This is a genomic window from Massilimicrobiota sp. An105 (assembly GCF_002161155.1).
Classification (GTDB): domain Bacteria; phylum Bacillota_I; class Bacilli_A; order Erysipelotrichales; family Coprobacillaceae; genus Allocoprobacillus; species Allocoprobacillus merdigallinarum.
Window position 1 is genome coordinate 46857 of sequence record NZ_NFLY01000010.1, and the last position, 20934, is coordinate 67790.

Sequence of the window (20934 nt, forward strand, 5' to 3'; positions counted from 1 at the left end):
TTGTTTCTAACATAAACCACCATGAACAGGCACTCGATTTATGAATTCACAATGTGTGTATTTTCAATACCCGTTGTATAATACCATAACACGTCCAAAAAAACAAGATAATTTCCTATATTTTTCATTTTTTTATACTTTTTAAAAGCTCTGGTACCATTTCTTTTTCATCTCTCATTTTTTGATCAATAACATAATAATTATGATAACCTCTTCGATATATTATACGATCATGAACAAGAGGTGGTCGTTGATTAGAAAAAGACGGTATCCTTCCATAATATGTCCTTAAATAAATAAAAATAAACCTATAAAAACAACATAGCTGATAAAAAAGATAGCATAAAATGACAACAGTATTCATTTGCAAATAAAACAAGAAAAGCAAACAATATACAAAAATAGATATTTTTAAAGTCAAAAATAAAGACTTTTTTAGATCCATAATACTTTGTAAAAGTAAGCTTAGAAATCTACCACCATCCAAAGGATAGATAGGTAAAAGATTAAAACACAAAACAAACATATTCATTGTTAATAAAAAGTCCTGATAAACACCATGACTTAACATTTGAATTCCTGCATAAATAAACAAATGACTACATGGTCCAGCTAAAACAACACACATTTCTTTCCAGATAGATTGAAAATAAAAATCTTTTAAATACAAATAAGCTCCAAATGGAAGCAATTCTATCTTTTTAATTTGAAAATGAAAATAATATGCCATCAAGAGATGGCATATTTCATGTAAACAAACAATCAATAAAGTTGAAAGATACCATTTCAAATATCCTCCCAGCCATGAAAAAAGAAAATAAACAAGTGTAATTGGGTGGATAGAAAGTTTATGATATAAGCTCTTCAAATGTTGAATAATCAATTTCCTGTTCACCTTGAGTAAAAACAATCATAACCTGATCTTCATATGTTCCCAATATAGTTGATTCTTCAACCTGGTCATACATACTTACAAAAACATCCTGCATATTTCCAAATGTCACTTCTATGTTATTTTCTAAAAGAATCGTTACATATTTTCCTAATAAATTCTGTTCTCCCACATAGATGACACGTCCCTTGCCAAAATTCAATACTTCGTTAGACTGATTCGTATAATAATTATCTTTGATATGTGTATAATTCATCTTTGATGAAACAGTTGCAGTTTCCTCTTGTCCTTGAAAAGACAATAAATGCTGGTTAATCCATGATGTGACTTTTGAAAACTGCAAATCATTTAATACGTAATCTTTAATATAATCTCCATTAGGACTAACCTTAACATATGCACAAATAGCAATTCCCACAAGTAAAGCAACCATTGCTTTAATCATACCATTATAAATTTTAGAAAAATGACGATCAGTTAAGACAGGATGACGATGCGCCCTTCTCTTCTCCATTCTCCTTCTAATTTCATCAATATCATTCACAAGTTTTCACCTCATTTTAACTTATGAAAGAAAACAAAAAAATATTATCTAAAAAGACGTTCCAGTAGAGGTTTTCTTTTATTTTTTTGAAAAGGAATCTCCTGCCCCTCTAATCGTTTGACAATACGATCAAAACATCGATAAATATTTTCTTTTTTATTCATATAAATAGGCATTCCTTTATTGTTAGCCTCAATCATATCATGTTCTTCATAAACAATTCCAATCAATGGAATTGACAAAATATCGTAGGCTTCTTTAAGTGAAGGACAACGCCCTTTCAAAACATCTGATTCATTATATTTATTGACAAGCATATGTAATTGATCAACACCCTGTTTCAACAATAAGCCTACAACACGATCAGCATCACGTAAAGAAACAGTATCTAGATTGACAACGATAATAGCTTCTTTTGACAAACTACTGGCATATTGAAACCCTTTTTCAATACCAGCAGGACTATCAATCAATATATAATCAAATTCCTGTTTTAACTGTTCTACCATATTGATCATATAATCTAAATTTAAATTTTCAAAAGAAAGTGATTTGCACGCAGGCAATAAATATAAAGATTGCATACGTTTATCTTTAACTAAAATCTGTTGTAAAGAACATTTATTTGAAATAACATCTTTCAAATCAAAAATCACTCTATTTTCTAATCCTAACATGACATCTAAGTTTTTCAAACCAAAATCCGCATCTATTAAACATACTTTTTTATTCATATTGGCTAATGCATAACCCAAATTAATGGTCATACTACTTTTTCCAACACCACCTTTACCCGACGTAATGACTATAGTTCGACACATAATTTTCCTCCTTCGTCAAAATAATCTGGTTATCTTTATAATAAACGCTTGTGAGTGCAGAAGTTGTCAAATCATGTAATGTCTGTTGATTAATTATAATTTGAGCATTTTGAAAATCATGTCCAAATATACGTACATCTTCATTCATTGCGACAATAGTTCCTTTGACTGTATTAAGAAAATAAACATTCTGATAACAATAAACATAACTTCCTGGATTGACGATTCCTAAAAACAATGTTTCATGATCAATGATAATTTCTTCACCATTGTGAAGTTGTTCTTTTCTGATATGGACCTGATGAGGTTGTTGATGATATGTCATACCATCAAATAAAACCTTTTCTTTTTGCATCAGTAAATCCATCAAAGAATGAACTTCATCAATTGCTAAAACTCGACAGCCAAAATCAAAAAAAGCTCTTGGATAGTACCCCTCCTGTTGAAATAGGGGTTGCTCCAAAAGCTGATTCAAATCATCTAAAAACTGCTGAAATGTACAATTCTCATTGACTTTCATAACCAGTATTCCATTAATTCCTTTGACTTCAATATTCATTATTTCACCTCAATTTTCACTTTATTGTAGATCCAATAAATGATAACTGATAAAACAGCATTCAAAAGTAGTGTTGGTAATAATTGCATAACTACAAATGAAACCATTGGATATCTTGTCATATTGGTAATCCACATCAACCAATATACAATACATTCCTGGGCGAATATTGTCAAAACACAAAAAATTGTAGATTCAACAATATTTAATGTGTCTAATTTAAACAAATATGAACGAACAAAGGCGATTAAACAATAAATAAGAATATATATGGCTAAAGAATTTGCATAGACAACAGAATAATAAAGACCACATATGGTTGCAAAGAAATAACGTTCTGCACCGTCTATTGTCCTCACTAATAAAGCAAACATCATTAAACCTAAGTATGGTGTGATGGTTATTCCGGTTTTAGTGAAATTATAGGGCAAGAAATAATGAATTGTACTATCGACTACAAAACATAAAAAAACGACTAAAAAACATTTGACTAGATAGCTATCTTGGACACGTTTTCTCATTCTTCATTCACCCTTTGAACAACAGCAACATCATTAAGAGCGTCAAAATCCACACTAGGTGTGACATCACAAACAGACTCAGTTGCATCATCACCAGTCGCATAATTTTCTACTGTTCCAACTAAAATACCTTTTGGACTCTTTCCTTTTCCACCTAGACCACTTGTTACAACCTTAGCATCTTTTTCAATTGTTTCAACATCACTTAGCAAAGTAATAGAATATTTATGTGTATTAATATTATAACGATTTAATAATCCATAGTATTCCTCATCACCACTTAAAATCATAACTGGCAATTGTGACTTGGATGTTTCACTTGATAATAAAGTGACTGTTGAAGAAATTTCACTGACACTTGTAATTGTCCCAATCATTCCCTGAGCATTGACTACTGCCATACCTTCCTGTACACCAGAAATTTTCCCTAAATTAATAGTGACCTGATTATTCCAGTTTTGAGCATCTCTAGCAATCACATTTGTATATTTTACCTGATATTCAGTAGGTAGATGATCAATATCCATAATTTCTTTTAAATCATTTAATTCATTTGTTAAAACTTCATTCATTGCACTCTCACGAGCCAAATTATCTAATTGTTCCTTCAGTTTTGCATTTTCTTCATAAACATCTTTTAAATCATTATATTCTTCAAATAATCCTGTTACATATTGAATAGGCGCTTTAATAATATAATATTCTAAATTTGCAATTGTATCTTTAAAAATAATTTCTATACTTGAAGCAGAACGACTGGTTACAAGTGTTAATACTGAAAATGAAACCAGTACAACTGTTATAATAACGATTCTTCTTTTTTGTTTTGTCCATTTATTACCTTTTCTATACAAAGATACCACCTCTTATCATTCATACATTATAATATCTCAATATAAAAAAAGCAATTCGTAAAAAACAATTTATCAAATTCCTATATTTTCACATCTTTATTCATAAAAAAACAATTGTTTTGCCATAATACTATAAAATTGATTCCACCCAACCACAATATGATCTATGACTTCAATTGACATCATTTGTCCTAATTTTTGAAACTGTTCTGTCATAAGCAAGTCTTCTTCACTAGGCAATGCATCTCCACTTGGATGGTTGTGTACTAAAACAATTTTTGCACTGCTTATAGCGATAGCTTCTTTAAAGACTTCTCTAGGCGTGACAACACTCATATTTAATGAGCCAATAAAAATGGTTTTTTCTTTGATGACTTTATTTTTATTATCCAAACAGAGCAACAGGAAATGTTCTTGCTTTAAAAACATCAACTGGTTATGTACTCTTTCAAAAATATCATAAGGATTGAGTAATGGCTTCTCTATTGATGAAACATCTTTTAATCTTTTAGCAATTTCTATAATACTCAATATTTCAATTGCTTTTGCTTGCTTAATTCCCTTCAAAGCAATCAAATCTGCATAAGTAACTGTCGATAGATTTGCAAAACCTCCAATTTCCGTTAATAGACGTTGTGACAATTGAATCACCGATTCATTTTTATGCCCAGTTCTTAATATCAGTGCCAATAATTCTACATTATTCAATGTTTCAATACCATATGTTAATGCTTTTTCACGTGGATTTTCTTCTAATGGTAATGTCTTAATCATAGATCGTCACCTTTCGATAAAGAATCCAATAACATTTCATTTGTGGTAGATGTTGGCACAATATAAGTTTTCATGATTCCTTTTACCTGTGTAGCATGTTTTTCTATATCTTCTTTTTTTTCACTAATCATTGATAATACATAATATTGATCATTTTTTGTATAGGTATATCCTTCGATTCCCATTTCTTTCAATTCAGCTAATTTTTCATCTTTATTACTTGCTTCCTTATAAATACCAACCTGATATGCATAAAGTGTCTTTTGTCCTAGAGAGCATCCATATGTAAAAATAAACATAAATGCCAAAGAACAAACAACTGCAAAAATAACAACTTTCCATTCAAACTTCATTTTAATCACCCTTTCTAATCTATGCTATAACATATAAAAATATGAAAGGCAAATTGCCTTTCATATTACTAATCTCTCCATTCAATACTGATGAGTCTTGGAATTGAAATTCTTCCCTTCTTAGATTTAATAATTTTATACGCTGCAGCACCTAATATCAAATAGAGTAATGCAGTCGCAATTAAACCTCCACCTTGAATTTCACATTGCTGTTGTACGGTTAATTCTTTCATGCTGACCCTTCCTTTCATCAGTAGCCCCTAATTATTATATATACATTTTTTTCAATTTTTTCTTCTTAAAAATGAAAAAAAGTGAAATTTTTCAATTTCACTTTACATCATATTCAATTTATCTTTCATCGCATTATACTTTGATTGATAATCAGCTAATTTCTTTCTTTCCTGTTCAACTTTTTGAGCAGGTGCTTTTTGAACAAAGTTTGGATTAGAAAGCATAGATTCACAACGTTTAATTTCGTTTTCTAGCTTTTTGATTTCATCTTCCATCTTTTTCTTTTCTGCTTCCAAATCAATATAATCACCTAATTCAATAATCAAAGCATTACCACCTTTGATCATTTCTGTTGCTACATTTGAAGATGTTTCAACATTATAACCAAAGCAACGAGCATGACAAAGTTTATAAATATATGGTGAAAGATTTTCAAGTAAGCTTTCAAGCTGAGTATCCTGTGTTTGAATAGAATATGCAATTTCAATAGCATTTTTAATGACATATTGAGCTCTTAAATTTCTAATACCTTTAATGATATCAATTAAGTAAACAAATTGATCCTGAATTTGTTCATTATTGAATCTATCATTAATAGTAGGCCATTTCGCAATACAAATAGATTCTTCTATATGTGGAATAGATTGATAAATTTCTTCTGTCACAAAAGGCATAAATGGATGTAATAATCTTACAATTGCATTCAATACATAAACCAATGTATTTTGTGTTGCTTTCTTTTCAATGTCATTATCACTATTTAAATGAACCTTAGACAATTCAATATACCATGAACAGAAATCATCCCAAATAAAATTATAAAGTTCACTACCTACATTAACAAATTCAAATTTATCCATATTTTCATCAACAGAAACAATCACTTCATTTAAACGATTGAGAATCCATTGATCAGCTAAATTTAAATGATCAAATGATAAATCCTGATAAGACATATTTTCATCAATATTCATTAAAACAAATCTAGCAGAATTCCATATTTTATTAATAAAATTCCATGCAGCATCTAATTTTTCAGGAATATATCTTAAATCCATACCAGGTGCAGAATTTGTTGTTAAAAAGAATCTTAATGTATCAGCACCATATTGGTCAATAACATCCATAGGATCAACACCATTACCTAAAGATTTAGACATCTTTCTTCCTTGCTCATCACGAATCAAACCATGAATCAGAACATTTTTAAATGGTCTTTGGCCAGTAAATTCTAATGATTGGAAAATCATACGAGATACCCAGAAAAAGATAATGTCATAACCTGTGACTAATGTGTCAGTTGGGAAATAACGTTGATAGAGTTCACTCTCTTTATTTGGCCAACCCATTGTTGAAAATGGCCATAAAGCACTTGAAAACCATGTATCAAGAACATCTTCATCCTGTTTCCAGTTTTCAATATCTGCAGGTGGATTTTTACCCACATAGATTTCTCCTGTTTCTTTATGATACCATGCAGGAATCTGATGTCCCCACCATAATTGACGTGAAATACACCAATCTTCAATATTTTCCATCCATTGTTTAAATGTTTTTTCAAAACGAGGTGGCACAAAAGAAACCTTAGAATCTTTTAATTGATTCTCTAATGCCGCATTAGCAAGTGGTTTCATCTTGACAAACCATTGTTTTGATAAGTATGGCTCAACAATAGCATGACTACGTTCAGAATGTCCAACCTGATGCATATGTTTTTCAATATGATCAACAACACCTCTTGCTTCAAAATCTTTGACTAAAGCTTCACGGCATTCAAAACGGTCCATCCCTTGATATTGACCACATAATTCATTCATTGTACCATCATCATTCATACATTTTGGCATCGCTAAATGGTATTTTTTTGCTAAAGCAAAGTCATTAGGGTCATGAGCTGGTGTACATTTCATAACAGCTGTTCCAAAACTCATGTCAATGTAGCTGTCTGCCATAATTGGTAAAGATTCACCATTCGCAGGATTAATTGCATGTTTGCCAAGCAAATGCTGATATCTTTCATCATCTGGATGAACAAAAATCGCTTGATCGGCAAACATTGTTTCAGGACGTGTTGTCGCAATAATCAATTTTTCACCTGTTTCAACAACTTCATAATTGAAATAATACATATGTCCTTCAATTTCTTTATGGATAACTTCAATATTTGATAAAGCTGTACGTTGAACTGGATCCCAGTTAATAATACGTTCTCCCTGATAAATATAACCTTTTTCATATAGCGTTACAAAAACAGTTTTAACCGCTTCGCTTAATCCTTCATCCAAAGTAAAACGTTCTTTTGTATAATCTAATGATAATCCTAATTTTTCCCATTGGCTACGAATAATAGAAGCATATTCTTCTTTCCATGACCAAGCTTTTTCTAAGAATTTTTCTCTGCCCAAATCATAACGAGAAACACCTTCTTCTCTTAAACGTGCTTCTACTTTTGCTTGTGTTGCAATACCCGCATGATCCATACCAGGCAACCATAATGCATCATAACCTTGCATTCTTTTATAACGAATAATCATATCTTGTAAAGTTGTATCCCAAGCATGACCTAAATGAAGTTTCCCCGTTACATTAGGTGGTGGAATAACAATACTATAAGGTTTCTTAGAAGTATCTCCCGCTTCAAAATAGTGATGATCTAACCACGTTTTGTATTTTCCTTCTTCTACACTTTTATGATTATATTTCGTCGCTAATTCTTTTTTCATCGATTTCATCTCCCTCTTTATCTTCGTCAGGAATATCTGTATCATAAAAATCTTCTTTATGATCTAAAACATATTGTGTTAACTTTTCTCCTAGATTTGTGGTACTGACAAGTGTCACAAATTCATTTGTAAAATCTGAAAAATTATATCTTGAATAATCTCCCATTTCTGGATCATCTTCATCATCTTCTTCATCATTCTCAATAATTTCTGCAAAACGTCTTGCTGCTTTCATTAAATCAGCAATTTCATGTGCACCAACTCTTTCAAAAATATCAACTACCATTGGTACATATGGTTGACTCGCTGGACTTAAAAAGAAACTATGTAAAGATGCATTACGACCTTCTAAAGAAGATGTAATCATATAAATACCATAAACAGTTCTCTCACTTTCATTCATTTTTTCAAAATAATGATCAAAATCATCATTTTCTTTTCTCATACAATGAAACAATGCTGCCGCAGTCACATCTTCTCTTGGACATGTTTCTAAGACTCCAGGTCTTAAATATGAATATCTCTCTTTTTTAGCTTCATATTCCATCGCAGCTTTTTGACGATGTGCCCTATTTTCATTAACTCTTTTTTTAAAGAAAAAACCTAAAAAGCAAAGTGCAAAAATAAATAATCCCCAGACAATATAATTAGCCATTTCTTCTCCTCCTTTAATAAAAAAGAACATTCGCATAAGGACGAATGTTCGTGGTACCACCTTAATTCATATACAATCTGTATACCTCATAAACCTTAACGCAGTTATACGTGTTTACCTACTTCAATATTCAGAAAACAAACTCCAAGGCTACCTTCCATTTCTTCTTCTATCTCTTCACACCAACCAGAGATTCTCTTTAAGAATACAAAATGTACTCCTCCTCTTCAACGTCTATTATATTCTAACAAACCTGACTATCAAAGTCAATTATAACTGTGTAATAAAATCATGAATTGAATCTAAATAATATAATAAGCGTGAAAGCTTAATAATGTTATCAATTTCGTCATGTTCTAATTGAATAATAGGCACAATATTCATTAAACAGCAAAGTAATAATTTTTCTTCTTCTCTTAATTCAAACTTTTTCAAATAGGATTGACTCAAACAATCCAAATCAAAAAGAATATCTGGTATTTTTTGATACATATCAAATATATCATAAATGGGTAAATCCATTTCCAGATAATCAAGTGATATTAAACATTTAGATTTCAGTGAAATATGTTGATAATCAAAATTTTTATATGTGATACAAATACGAATGGATCGACAATTTTGAACACAAATCATATACTGTGATAAATATTGACGTGCTAAACATAATGCATCATAGATACGATAATAATTCATAACAAGCAGCCATTGACTAGGTGAACGGTAAAGCTCATTTTCATAATTAGTAATCATCTGTTCATAATAAGCCATACGTTCCTGAATCACTTTTAAAACATCATTTTCAAGTGTATGAAAATATTGCTGATTGACTTTCATATCATAAAAACTATGACCATGGAGATAAGCCAGTGTTTCAAAATAAAATTGAATTTTCATCTCCTTGAGATGTTGTGAACCACTTTCAATAAACGGCATAAGATAAAGATATTGTTGCCGATAGGAAGTCAGATATTCATGATGATCATTCGGTATGATATGAACAAAACAGGATAAATTCAATGTTTCAATAGAATCATACATATTCTGTAATGATTTCTGTGATGTGATTTTTGCAACATAGTATCCTTCTTCACATTTTAATTTAAAAACATGTGAACTTAACTTAATTTCACCAATAACATGAAGTCCATAGTTTTTTAAAATAATTTCCTTCATATCATATATGGAATAATAACGATTGTTCCCTGGGTTAAAGAACGCTCATGATTGTACTGCTTAAGAGCATATTCATCTACTTTATAATGTCTAGCAATAGTTTCATAGCTATCACCGTCTTGAACAACATAAAAATAATATGTGCCTAAATCTTCATCATTATTGACATCTTCACTTTCTTGAACAGGCATATCAACTTGTTTATCTTCCAATGGCCTTGTCTGTTGAATTGTCACTTCCTTTGTTTCAGGAATAACATCCACAATTTTTTCTTCTTCACGTAAAAGCTTCTCAATCTCTTCTGCAGGATTCATTTCTTCATTTCTCGTCACTGTATCAACAACACGATCTTCATCATCCAATACCCCATATACATAAGCCTGTATAACCAATGACAAATTACCATCAACAAGATGATAATCAAAATCTTCTACTTTCACATGAAAATCTCTTTTATCTGTAATCTTTTCAAATAATGCGAAAATATCTAAATCTATTGTTTCATGAAATTGATGTTTTTCCTGTGTATCTTTATATTCACCATTAATCATAATACTACCAACCGCACGCATTCCATTTGTTTCCATCTTATAACGAATAGATTCATCAACAGATATTGAAATTAATTCATGAAGCTGATGATTCAAATCAACCATTTTTTTAAAATATATCTTTTGCATACAATCCCTCCTATCAAACTGTATGCATAAAATTGAAGAATATGAATAAGAGAAACTTTGACAATAAAAAAAGTAGAGCTTTTGTCTCTACTTCATTATTGATTTTTTTCAAGTATTGCTAATGCCTGTTTTAAAACAGATTGACCATTCATCATTCCATAATCTTTCATATCTATATGAGCAACTGGAACCCCAGGTGCTTCAGATTCAATTTTACGTTGAGCATAACGTACTTGAGGTCCTAATAAAATAATATCTGTTCGATTGGCATTAGCTTTCACCTCATTAGCACCAACAGCCCAAATTTCTGCCTCTATACCTTGTTCCAAAGCTGCTTTCTTCATCTTTTCAACAAGTAAACTTGTAGACATACCAGAAGCACAGCATAACATAATACGTATCATTTTTCTTCCCCCTCCCTATATCTATTATACAAAAAATGAAAAGATTTGTTAAGAGCGAGATTATTTGTTATAGCATATGAAAAAATAGGTATTATTGTGTAAAGTTTATTCCTTGCCTCTTTCACCACTTAATTTTAAAATAATTATTTTCAATCAATATTTTTAGAGTTCACATAGTTGAAAAATAGCTTGCCATAATTCGTCAATTCCAACTTTATTTAGACTTGAAAAACGAACAAACAGATCCCCTTCTTGAAAATCCAAAGTTTCTTTAATACGTTTTTCATTTTTCTTTAAATCATTTCGTTTTAATTTATCTTCTTTTGTCGCCACAACAATAACAGGAATCTGATAATATTTAGCATACTGATACATTTGAACATCATCATGAGTCGGTTTATGTCGATAATCCACAATTAAAATTAAGCCTTTTAACAAATTACGTTCTCTTAAATATGTATCAATCATATCCGCAAAGCTTTCTTTTATAGCATCACTGACTTTCGCATAGCCATAACCAGGAACATCTACCAAACAGATTTCATCATTAATATTAAAGAAATTTAAAGTACGTGTTTTACCCGGTGTTGAAGAAACTTTTGCTAATTTTTGATGATTCGTCAACGTATTAATTAAACTTGATTTACCGACATTACTGCGTCCGGCTAAACAAACTTCTGGTAATTGATGATCTGGCCATTGTGATTTCCATGCTGCACAGAGCAAAAACTGTGCTTTGTTTACCTTATACATATCTTTCTCCTTTCAAAAAAAAGCTACTGATTCAATCAGCAGCTTTATTGTTTCACTAAAGCATTTTCTAAAACAGTATCAATATTATCTGCTAATATAATATTCAAATCATTTTGAACTGATTCAGGAATATCATCAATATCCTTTTCATTATCTTTAGGAATAATGATTGTACGAATACCACTACGATGTGCAGAAATTGATTTTTCTTTAAGTCCACCAATTGGTAATACTTGTCCTCTTAATGTAATTTCACCTGTCATAGCAACGTCATCACGAACAGGACGATTGCTAAAGGCAGATAAGATTGCTGTTGTTAAAGTCACACCAGCACTTGGTCCATCTTTTTTGACTGCTCCCTCTGGAACATGGATATGAATATCTTGCTTATCAAAAGCAATGTTTTCTAATCCATATTTTTGAGAATTTGCTTTCATGTAATCTAATGCAATAGAAGCAGATTCTTTCATAACATCACCAAGCTGTCCAGTAATAATAAATTTACCACTACCAGCAAAATGATTAACTTCAATTGGTAAAATATCTCCACCATATTGCGTATATGCCATTCCAGTAACAACACCTACTTGTGGCTTATCTAATTTTTTAGTATGTTCAAATGGTGCTTTACCAAGATATTCTTCTAAATCTTCAACATTTAATGTAAGCATTAAAGACTGATCTTTTAAGATTTTTAAAACAGCTTTTCGACAGATTTTAGCAATTAAACGTTCTAATTGTCTAACTCCTGCTTCGCGTGTATAATGACGAATCACATACATTAATGCATCATCTGATATATGAAGCTGTTCATCTTTTAAACCATGAACTTTACATTCTTTTTTCAATAAATGTCTTTTAGCAATTTCTAATTTTTCTTGTTCTGTATATGAAGATATCTCAATGATTTCAAGTCTATCTCTTAATGGATCAGGAATACTTCCAAGATCATTTGCAGTTGCGATGAATAAAACTTTTGATAAATCATAAGGTTCTTCTAAATAATTATCAGAGAAGAATTGGTTTTGTTCTGGATCAAGAACTTCAAGCATTGCACTTGTTGGATCCCCTTTATAATCACTAGACATTTTATCAATTTCATCTAATAAGAAAACCGGGTTCACAACACCTGCTTTTTTCATTCCTTGAATAATTCTTCCTGGCATAGAACCTAAATAAGTTCTACGATGTCCTCTAATTTCAGCTTCATCTCTTACTCCACCTAATGAAGCTTTTACAAATTTTCTACCTAATGCTCTTGCAATAGATTTAGAAATAGAAGTTTTCCCTACTCCTGGAGGACCAACCAAACAAATAATTGGAGCATTTAAAGACTGAGTCATTTGTTTAACAGCCAAGTGTTCCACAATTCTTTCTTTTGGTTTTTCTAATCCAAAATGATCTTCATCAAGAATTCTTTCTACTTCATTGATATCTTGTGTATCTTCAGTTTCTTGATACCAAGGTGTTTTCATAACCCAATCAATATAAGTTCTCACAACATTGGCTTCAGAAGAAGCAGGTGGCATCATATCATATCGTTTTAATTCTTCTTCAATCTTATCTTTGATATGTTGAGGATAAGGTTTTGATTGAATTTCTTCACGAATATAATCTGTATCATCTTCTTTACTAGGTGTATCACCAAGTTCTTCTTTAATTGCACGTAATTTTTCTCTTAAATAATATTCTCTTTGATTTTCATCAATACTTTCTTTGACTTTAAGATTAATTTTTTCTTCTATTTCATTAATTGTCTTTTCTTCTTCCATGCTTGCAAGAACCAATAATAAACGTTTATTAATATCACATTCAGCTAAAATAGCTTGTTTTGTTTTTAATTCGACATTAATATATTGTCCTATTGTATCAGCTAATGCACTTGCACTCATGCCCTGTGACAAACTCGCAAAAACTTCACGAGGGAAAACCTGAAGATTTTTATGCATTGTCTGCATCTGATCTGTTAATTTTCTAACTAACGCAATTTCTTCAGCACGGTCACCATGAATATCTTCAAGATATTTTGTTTTTGCAAAAAGACAACCATCTCTTTCTTCAAGATTTAAAATTTCTATTCTTTTTTGACCTTCAACAGTCAATTTGATTGTTCCATGATTATCTCTTTTGATTCTTCTTTTAATTTTGCATAATGTTCCATAATGATAAACATGATCAAAATCTGTATTTTCATCAAGTGGATTTGTTTGAGAAATAAAAACAACGTTTTCATCAAATTCATTCACACTTAATTCAATTGCTTTAAGGCTAAAACTTCTTCCTACATCTAAAGAAATTTCATGAGAGGGAAAAACAACCATCCCTCTAGTACAAATGACAGGCAAATCAACGACAATATCTAATTCATCCATAATTCATGACCTCCTTTGTATTTTCATTATTATATATAATAATGAGTCACTTGTCTATTCATTTGTTTTAATAAAACAAGACGCTTGAAGCGTCTTATTTTACATTATCTTTAATCAATTGAACAGCTTTACGAGTAGCTAAATCATTTCTAATTTGTCCTAACTGTCCTTCAAAGAGTTTTTTCACTTCGTCGAATTCTCTTCCATAGTAAGTTGCAATTTCTTTGATTTCGTCATCAACTTCATCATCGCTTACTTCGATATTTTCAGCTTTAACAATTTCAGATAAAATCAAATTAAATTTCACACGTTTTTCAGCTTGTTCTCTCATTTCAGCTTTCATATCATCAAGAGTTTTACCAGTTAATTGTTGGAATAAATCCATTGTTAAACCTTGTTGAGATAAATTTTGTTCAACTTCTCTTAACATTTGTTGAAGTTCTGTTTCAATCATTGCATCAGGAACTTCAAGTGGTGTATTTTCAATAACGGCATTGAAAATATCATCACTGAATTTTGCTTCAGCTTCATTTTGTTTTCTGTTTTTGATTTGTTCTTTTGTGTAAGTTTCTAAATCAGCTAAAGTTTCAATACCATCAACATTAACATCTTTTGCTAATTCATCATCAATTTCAGGTAAAACTTTTGATTTAATTTCATGAACTTTAACTTTGAAAGTTGCTTTTTGTCCAGCTAAATCAGCAGCCTGATAATTTTCTGGGAAAGTGACTTCAATTTCTTTTTCTTCACCAACACCCATACCAATTAATTGTTCTTCGAAACCAGGAATGAATGATCCTGAACCAATTTCTAATGGATGATTTTCACCTTTTCCACCTTCGAAAGCAACACCATCTTTAAATCCTTCAAAGTCAATAACAGCTGTATCACCGTTTTCAACTTGACCATCTTCTTTTATAACTAATTCAGCAAATTGATTTTGATAATTCTTTAATTCAGCTTCAATTTCTTTCTTTGTAACTTTAACTTGTGTCTTTTTCACTTCTAAACCTTTGTACTGACCTAATTGTACTTCTGGAGCAACTGGTGCAGTTACAGTTAATTTAAGAACATCTTCTGAAATTTCATCAATTTTCACTTCAGGTTGTCCTACTGGACGAATATCATTGTCCAATAAAATACCTGAATAATTTTGTTGTAAAATCATATCAGTTGCTTCTTCTAAAATAGTTCCTTTTCCAAGTCTTGCTTTGACCATTTGTTTAGGTACATGACCTTTTCTAAAACCATCAATCTTAACTTGTTTTGCTAATTTGTCTAATGCTTTTTCTTGAGCTTTTTTCCATTCTTCAGTTGTGAAAGTCACTTTAACTTCCATCATAGATTTTTCAAGTTTATTACAAACTGTTTCCATTTATACTTCCTCCATTATTTCAACACGCTTATTATACATGAAACAATTACATAATGCAACTATTTTAACACTCAACTTGTTTGAGTGCTAAAATTCGTTCTTCAATTGCTTCTAAATCACAATAATATAAAATTTCTAATTCTGACAAGTCAACATCTATAGAGAGTAATGTTGCCACATAATAATGAATTGAGGCAGCCCAGACATTATAATCCATTTCATCAATTTCCTGTGGATAGAAAGAATACAGTAAATATTCCAAATATTCCTGACACTGTTCAAAAAGTGATGGATTATCACTTTCTAATGCATTTTCAAGATACTTTAAAATACCTGTATAAGCAAGCTGATCTAATACCATTGGCATATAGCTTGGATTAAAACTATAAATCTGACCAAACTTCTCAACTTCCATTTCTTCATCAACCTGCTGATCAATCATAATTTCCATCAATAAAGTCTTTGCAAAAAAATGTTTATTTGGATCCATCAAATAAGTTTTAATTGTAGGAATAATCATACGAACATTCAATTGCTGTAATTGATCAAGTGCCATATACAACAAATCTTCATTACAATCTTTTTTATTTAACAATTGATTAATTTCTTCTATTGAAAAAATTTGATTTTTATTTTCAACTTCATATCGGGCTTCCTGCTTTTCAAGCAAAATTTCGTCATAAGCCGTATTAAACAAAGTTTCATATTGATAAGGTATATAAGGCATAGATAATTCTTCAATTAATAAATCTATTGCTTCTTCATATTCACCCAATTCTTTTAATGCCATGATGTACATAGATATAACATCATAATATGTTTCTTTTGCCAAAGCCTTTGCATGAGCGCCTTCATATTTTGCTTTTTCAAATTCACCCAACCCGATGAAACAAACGAGTCTTAAATATCTTGTTTTTTCATCATTCATATCATGAAGCTGATTTAAAGTTTGAAGATATTCACCATTTTCAATCAACTCTTCAATCAATTTTATCCCTCCTTTTGACTTGTACGAGATATTCTATCAAAATTTAAATATTTAAGCAAATTATTTTTACATATTTTATCATTCTACAAAAAACTGTTATACACAAACATGTATAACAGCCCTTATGTTATTCATCACCAAAGCAAACACCAACAGCTTTAGCAGCACGAACCAATTCACCATTTGGATCGACACGTTTTTGTTTACCGAATTTAGCATCACCAATAACTTCTTCTAATGATGTATAATCCATATTTTCTCCATGAAGAGTCACAACATTACCAAATAGTCCTTCATCAATCAATTCACATGCTTTAACTCCAAAACGAATAGATAAAATACGATCATAAGGAGTAATATCTCCACCACGGATAATATGTCCTGGATTAACAGAACGCACTTCATGATTTGGAATCACTTTTTCTAAATCATCCGCTACTTTTGCAGCCAAACCACTATAACGTACTGGATCAGGTGAATCTTCTACAATTTTACCAATGACTTTTGTACCATCAGCATATTTTGCTCCTTCAGCTACTGCAATAACAGTATAAGGCAATCCCTGTTCATCACGTTTAGCAATATGTTTAGCAATATTTTCAATCGTAAATGGAATTTCTGGAATTAAACAAACACCAGCATTTCCAGCAAGTCCTGCATATAAAGCAATCCATCCTGCATCTCTTCCCATTAATTCACAGCAAATAACACGATGATGAGATTTAGCAGTTGTCTGTAAACGATCAATAAATTCAGTTCCTACACTCATTGCACTGATGAAACCATATGTAAGGTCTGTACTAGATAAATCATTATCCATAGTTTTAGGAACTCCAATAACATTAACACCTTTTCTTGAAAAATCTCTAGCACTTGTTAGCGTTCCATCTCCACCTAAAACAACAAGAACATCAACACCCGCTTTTTTCAAGTTTTCTACACCAACATCACTGACATCTTTTTTAACTTTTCCACCTTTTCCATCATCTACCAAATAGTCAAAAAGATTATCTTTATTAGAACTATATAAAATAGTTCCACCTTCCTTATAGATGTTTTCAACTTTTTCTTCTGTTAATTCAATATAGTTATTGTTATATAAACCACGGTATCCATAAACATAACCTATAACTTCCCATCCATATTTATGAATAGCTGTTTTTGTAATTGTTCTAATTACTGCATTTAATCCTGGACAGTCACCACCACCAGAAAGTAATGCTATTCTTTTCACTTTCTTTTCCATATCATTATCCTCCACATTTATTTTCCATTCTTCATTATAATAAAAATCATCACAGAAAACAACAAAAAATGAATCCGTTTACAAAATTTCGTATAAAATAAGAAGTTAAAGATGTTTTCATTGTTTTAAACATTCTTTAACTTTTGTTATAGGTAAACCAATGACATTATCACGATCACCAACAATATAATCAACAAATACACTAGCTTTCCCCTGAATACCATAAGCTCCTGCTTTTCCCATCCATTCATTGGAATCTAAATAATCATCAATCATCGCAGTTATATCTTTAAAAAAGACTTGTGTTTTTTCACAAAATGTTTTTAAATCATTTTCCATATATATGGCAACTCCTGTATAAACATCATGACGATGATGAGATAGACGCATCAATATTTCATAAGCTTCCTGACGATCATGTGGTTTACCAATGACACAATGATCAAAATAAACCACTGTGTCTGCCGCAATAACAATATCGTGAGGATATTTTTGATGAATAGGATATGCTTTACGCATCGCTAAATCACATAAACGTTTTTCAATAGGTAATGAATCATCTAATGTTTCATCAATAAAAGAAGCATCAACTTTAAAGTCAATGCCTTCTCTTTCAAGCAATTCTTTTCTCCTAGGAGAAGTGCTTGCTAAAATAATTTTACTCATGGTCTTTCTTTTCTTCTTTATGTATTGGTTTAGGAAGCAATGCTTTACGAGAAACATTGACACCCTTATCAGTAATCTTAGTTACTTTGACTTTAATGATATCACCTATTTTTAAAACATCAGAAGCTTTATTGATACGTTCATGAGCAATATCTCCAACATGTAAGAAACCATTTGTTCCTTCAAATAATTCTACAAAAGCAAATTTATCTTCAACACGAACAACTTTTCCATCATAAATTTCCCCAACTTCTGCTCTTCTTACAATATTTTCAATAAGTTTAGCAGCAGTTTCAATAGCTTCCTGATCATAATGATAAATTGTTACACGACCATCTTGTTCGATATCAATTTTAACATCATTAGATTTTTCAATGATTTCATTAATTGTTTTACCACCAGTTCCAATAACATCTTTAATTTGATCTGGTTCAATTTTCATCATATAGACTTTTGGTGCATATGGACTCAAATGATCTCTTGGTTCACTAATAGCATTCATCATACATTCCATAATCTGCTGACGTCCTACTTTCGCTTGCGCTAAGGCTTCTTGTAAGATTTCTTTTGTGATTCCATCAATCTTGATATCCATCTGTAAAGCACAGATACCATTTTTTGTTCCAGCGACTTTAAAATCCATATCTCCTAAATGATCTTCCATTCCCTGAATATCTGTTAAGATTGTATAATCATCACCTTTTTTCACAAGTCCCATTGCAACACCACTAACCGGATTACTAATTGGAACACCAGCAGCCATTAATGCCATAGATGATGCACAAATAGAAGCTTGTGATGAAGAACCATTAGATTCTAAAACTTCAGAAACAACACGAATTGTATATGGGAATTCTTCTTCGCTTGGAATAACCTGAGCTAAGGCTCTTTCACCTAAAGCACCGTGTCCAATTTCACGACGACCAGGCGCACCCATTCTACCTGTTTCACCAACAGAATATGGTGGGAAATTATAGTGATGCATAAAACGTTTTTGATCTTCTAAACCTAAACCATCAATTTTTTGATGTTCTCCTAAAGCACCTAATGTACATACAGAAAGCACTTGTGTTTCACCACGTGTAAACAAAGCAGAACCATGTACTCTAGGAAGTAAATCAACTTGTGCATCCAATGGACGAACTTCATCAATTTTACGTCCATCAGGTCGAATCTTATCTTCTGTGATTAATCTTCTTACTTCATCTTTTTCTAAATCATGTAAAACGATTTTAACCTGTTTAATAACAGCTTCCTGTTCTTTTGAATCAGCATATTCTCTAGCTTCAAATAAAGCGACAACTTCATCATTGATTTCATCAATAGCTCCATATCTTTCTAATTTACCAGGAATAGAAACTGCCTGAATCATTCTCTCTTTAGCTAAAGATTCTACTTCTTTTACAATATTTTCATCTAATTCAAACAAAGGAATTTCAATTTTTTCCTTACCATATAAAGCCACAATTTCTTCTTCAAAAGCAATTAACTGCTTAATAGCCTCATGACCAAATAATAATGCATTTAACATTGTTTCTTCATCAACTTCTTTAGCATCAGCTTCAACCATGTTAATAGCTTCTTTAGTCCCAGCAACTTCTAGATTAATTAAACTTCTTTCCATCTCTTCAGGACCAGCATTGATTGTAAACTGTCCATCAATCAAACCAACATTCACACCTGCAATTGGTCCATTGAATGGAATATCAGATAAACATAAAGCTAGTGATGCTCCAAGCATCGCTGCCATTTCTGGTGATGCATTCTGATCCACTGATAAAACAGTATTCACAACTTGAACTTCATTTCTAAATCCATCAGCAAATAATGGACGAATAGGACGATCAATCATACGTGCCGTTAATGTTCCATGTTCACTAGGACGCCCTTCTCTCTTTAAAAATCCTCCTGGGATTTTCCCAACTGAATATAATTTTTCTTCATATGTTACTGTTAATGGAAAAAAGTCTACGTCTTTAGGCTCTTTTCCAGCCACTGCAGTAGATAAAATCACTGTATCATCATATCTTACTAAAACGGAACCATTAGCCTGCTTAGCAAGTTCACCTGTTTCAACAGTTATTGTTTTCCCGTAAAACTCTAAACTCATTACATGTTTTGACATATTATATTTTTCACCTCATTCATTATCTTTGTCATTATAGCATATTTTACAGTAATAACAAATCATTTCTTTATCATATTTTACACAGATATTCATAAAACGTAAATTGAAAAACTAAATTCCATCCCTAAATCAATTTATATGGAATTTAATTTTACAAATCCAATGATAGAATTTAATTCTGCAAACTTTTATAATAATAGTGGGTATTCCTTCTAC

At 31.0% G+C, this 20934-nt stretch carries 21 protein-coding genes and 1 other annotated feature; all 21 genes read right to left on the reverse strand.

The genetic code is table 11. The annotated features are described in order from the left end of the window. Nucleotides 1–124: 124 nt before the first annotated feature. On the reverse strand, nucleotides 125–790 hold the full coding sequence (locus B5E48_RS04375) for a site-2 protease family protein (protein WP_241146919.1): 666 nt from the start codon (nucleotides 788–790) through the stop codon (nucleotides 125–127). A gap of 58 nt (nucleotides 791–848) precedes the next feature. Continuing rightward, nucleotides 849–1406 carry a M23 family metallopeptidase gene (locus tag B5E48_RS04380; protein ID WP_241146920.1) on the reverse strand — a complete coding sequence of 186 codons (558 nt, stop codon included), beginning with the start codon at nucleotides 1404–1406 and terminating at the stop codon, nucleotides 849–851. 74 nt (nucleotides 1407–1480) lie between these two features. Continuing rightward, complete coding sequence (gene minD / locus B5E48_RS04385) at nucleotides 1481–2257, reverse strand: septum site-determining protein MinD (RefSeq protein WP_087244074.1); 777 nt, start codon at nucleotides 2255–2257, stop codon at nucleotides 1481–1483. After that, nucleotides 2226–2816, reverse strand: a complete 591-nt coding sequence (locus tag B5E48_RS04390; protein ID WP_087304209.1) for a hypothetical protein — start codon at nucleotides 2814–2816, stop codon at nucleotides 2226–2228. The genes minD and B5E48_RS04390 overlap by 32 nt, the downstream gene beginning before the upstream one ends. Then, complete coding sequence (locus B5E48_RS04395) at nucleotides 2816–3337, reverse strand: rod shape-determining protein MreD (RefSeq protein WP_087244076.1); 522 nt, start codon at nucleotides 3335–3337, stop codon at nucleotides 2816–2818. Before B5E48_RS04395 ends, B5E48_RS04390 begins: the two co-directional genes overlap by 1 nt. Then, a complete protein-coding gene (gene mreC, locus B5E48_RS04400) occupies nucleotides 3334–4191 on the reverse strand; it encodes a rod shape-determining protein MreC (RefSeq protein WP_087244077.1) in 858 nt (285 codons plus the stop codon). Before mreC ends, B5E48_RS04395 begins: the two co-directional genes overlap by 4 nt. A 96-nt stretch (nucleotides 4192–4287) precedes the next feature. Next, on the reverse strand, nucleotides 4288–4965 hold the full coding sequence (gene radC / locus B5E48_RS04405) for a RadC family protein (RefSeq protein ID WP_087304210.1): 678 nt from the start codon (nucleotides 4963–4965) through the stop codon (nucleotides 4288–4290). Further along, nucleotides 4962–5318, reverse strand: a complete 357-nt coding sequence (locus tag B5E48_RS04410; protein WP_087244079.1) for a hypothetical protein — start codon at nucleotides 5316–5318, stop codon at nucleotides 4962–4964. The genes radC and B5E48_RS04410 overlap by 4 nt, the downstream gene beginning before the upstream one ends. 68 nt (nucleotides 5319–5386) lie before the next feature. Next, a complete protein-coding gene (locus tag B5E48_RS13490) occupies nucleotides 5387–5569 on the reverse strand; it encodes a hypothetical protein (protein ID WP_129737806.1) in 183 nt (60 codons plus the stop codon). A gap of 84 nt (nucleotides 5570–5653) precedes the next feature. Beyond that, a complete protein-coding gene (locus tag B5E48_RS04415) occupies nucleotides 5654–8275 on the reverse strand; it encodes a valine--tRNA ligase (RefSeq protein WP_087304211.1) in 2622 nt (873 codons plus the stop codon). Continuing rightward, nucleotides 8247–8930, reverse strand: coding sequence for a DMP19 family protein (locus tag B5E48_RS04420; protein ID WP_087244081.1), 684 nt, complete (start codon nucleotides 8928–8930; stop codon nucleotides 8247–8249). The genes B5E48_RS04415 and B5E48_RS04420 overlap by 29 nt, the downstream gene beginning before the upstream one ends. A gap of 33 nt (nucleotides 8931–8963) precedes the next feature. Next, nucleotides 8964–9170 (reverse strand) — a binding site (T-box leader). 30 nt (nucleotides 9171–9200) lie between these two features. Further along, nucleotides 9201–10106, reverse strand: a complete 906-nt coding sequence (locus B5E48_RS04425; protein WP_087304212.1) for a hypothetical protein — start codon at nucleotides 10104–10106, stop codon at nucleotides 9201–9203. Beyond that, complete coding sequence (locus B5E48_RS04430; protein ID WP_087244083.1) at nucleotides 10103–10786, reverse strand: LysM peptidoglycan-binding domain-containing protein; 684 nt, start codon at nucleotides 10784–10786, stop codon at nucleotides 10103–10105. The genes B5E48_RS04425 and B5E48_RS04430 overlap by 4 nt, the downstream gene beginning before the upstream one ends. Before the next feature lie 95 nt (nucleotides 10787–10881). Continuing rightward, nucleotides 10882–11190 (reverse strand): PTS sugar transporter subunit IIB, encoded by a 309-nt coding sequence (locus B5E48_RS04435; protein WP_087244084.1) that lies wholly within the window; start codon nucleotides 11188–11190, stop codon nucleotides 10882–10884. Between the two features lie 162 nt (nucleotides 11191–11352). Beyond that, nucleotides 11353–11943: a ribosome biogenesis GTP-binding protein YihA/YsxC gene (gene yihA / locus B5E48_RS04440; RefSeq protein WP_087304213.1), complete on the reverse strand. Its 591-nt coding sequence runs from the start codon at nucleotides 11941–11943 to the stop codon at nucleotides 11353–11355. Between the two features lie 44 nt (nucleotides 11944–11987). Beyond that, nucleotides 11988–14315: an endopeptidase La gene (gene lon, locus B5E48_RS04445; protein ID WP_087304214.1), complete on the reverse strand. Its 2328-nt coding sequence runs from the start codon at nucleotides 14313–14315 to the stop codon at nucleotides 11988–11990. 94 nt (nucleotides 14316–14409) lie between these two features. Next, complete coding sequence (tig, locus tag B5E48_RS04450; RefSeq protein ID WP_087296615.1) at nucleotides 14410–15690, reverse strand: trigger factor; 1281 nt, start codon at nucleotides 15688–15690, stop codon at nucleotides 14410–14412. A gap of 64 nt (nucleotides 15691–15754) precedes the next feature. Further along, nucleotides 15755–16678: a DUF3196 family protein gene (locus tag B5E48_RS04455; protein ID WP_087304215.1), complete on the reverse strand. Its 924-nt coding sequence runs from the start codon at nucleotides 16676–16678 to the stop codon at nucleotides 15755–15757. Between the two features lie 127 nt (nucleotides 16679–16805). Continuing rightward, nucleotides 16806–17924, reverse strand: coding sequence for a 6-phosphofructokinase (locus tag B5E48_RS04460; protein ID WP_087244089.1), 1119 nt, complete (start codon nucleotides 17922–17924; stop codon nucleotides 16806–16808). Nucleotides 17925–18041: 117 nt separating this feature from the next. Further along, nucleotides 18042–18545, reverse strand: a complete 504-nt coding sequence (locus B5E48_RS04465; RefSeq protein WP_241146921.1) for a Maf family protein — start codon at nucleotides 18543–18545, stop codon at nucleotides 18042–18044. Nucleotides 18546–18582: 37 nt separating this feature from the next. Continuing rightward, nucleotides 18583–20715 carry a polyribonucleotide nucleotidyltransferase gene (gene pnp / locus B5E48_RS04470; RefSeq protein ID WP_087296617.1) on the reverse strand — a complete coding sequence of 711 codons (2133 nt, stop codon included), beginning with the start codon at nucleotides 20713–20715 and terminating at the stop codon, nucleotides 18583–18585. Nucleotides 20716–20934 lie beyond the last annotated feature (219 nt).

Excerpts from the sequence above, each read along its gene's own strand:
- B5E48_RS04395 (WP_087244076.1), bottom strand. The coding sequence starts at position 3,337 with ATGAGAAAACGTGTCCAAGATAGCTATCTAGTCAAATGTTTTTTAGTC.
- tig (WP_087296615.1), bottom strand. The coding sequence starts at position 15,690 with ATGGAAACAGTTTGTAATAAACTTGAAAAATCTATGATGGAAGTTAAA.
- B5E48_RS04420 (WP_087244081.1), bottom strand. The coding sequence starts at position 8,930 with ATGGCTAATTATATTGTCTGGGGATTATTTATTTTTGCACTTTGCTTT.
- yihA (WP_087304213.1), bottom strand. The coding sequence starts at position 11,943 with ATGTATAAGGTAAACAAAGCACAGTTTTTGCTCTGTGCAGCATGGAAA.
- B5E48_RS04410 (WP_087244079.1), bottom strand. The coding sequence starts at position 5,318 with ATGAAGTTTGAATGGAAAGTTGTTATTTTTGCAGTTGTTTGTTCTTTG.
- pnp (WP_087296617.1), bottom strand. The coding sequence starts at position 20,715 with ATGTCAAAACATGTAATGAGTTTAGAGTTTTACGGGAAAACAATAACT.
- radC (WP_087304210.1), bottom strand. The coding sequence starts at position 4,965 with ATGATTAAGACATTACCATTAGAAGAAAATCCACGTGAAAAAGCATTA.
- B5E48_RS04430 (WP_087244083.1), bottom strand. The coding sequence starts at position 10,786 with ATGCAAAAGATATATTTTAAAAAAATGGTTGATTTGAATCATCAGCTT.
- B5E48_RS04390 (WP_087304209.1), bottom strand. The coding sequence starts at position 2,816 with ATGAATATTGAAGTCAAAGGAATTAATGGAATACTGGTTATGAAAGTC.
- B5E48_RS04460 (WP_087244089.1), bottom strand. The coding sequence starts at position 17,924 with ATGGAAAAGAAAGTGAAAAGAATAGCATTACTTTCTGGTGGTGGTGAC.
- B5E48_RS04425 (WP_087304212.1), bottom strand. The coding sequence starts at position 10,106 with ATGAAGGAAATTATTTTAAAAAACTATGGACTTCATGTTATTGGTGAA.
- minD (WP_087244074.1), bottom strand. The coding sequence starts at position 2,257 with ATGTGTCGAACTATAGTCATTACGTCGGGTAAAGGTGGTGTTGGAAAA.
- lon (WP_087304214.1), bottom strand. The coding sequence starts at position 14,315 with ATGGATGAATTAGATATTGTCGTTGATTTGCCTGTCATTTGTACTAGA.
- B5E48_RS04380 (WP_241146920.1), bottom strand. The coding sequence starts at position 1,406 with ATGGAGAAGAGAAGGGCGCATCGTCATCCTGTCTTAACTGATCGTCAT.
- B5E48_RS04435 (WP_087244084.1), bottom strand. The coding sequence starts at position 11,190 with ATGATACGTATTATGTTATGCTGTGCTTCTGGTATGTCTACAAGTTTA.
- B5E48_RS13490 (WP_129737806.1), bottom strand. The coding sequence starts at position 5,569 with ATGAAAGGAAGGGTCAGCATGAAAGAATTAACCGTACAACAGCAATGT.
- B5E48_RS04415 (WP_087304211.1), bottom strand. The coding sequence starts at position 8,275 with ATGAAAAAAGAATTAGCGACGAAATATAATCATAAAAGTGTAGAAGAA.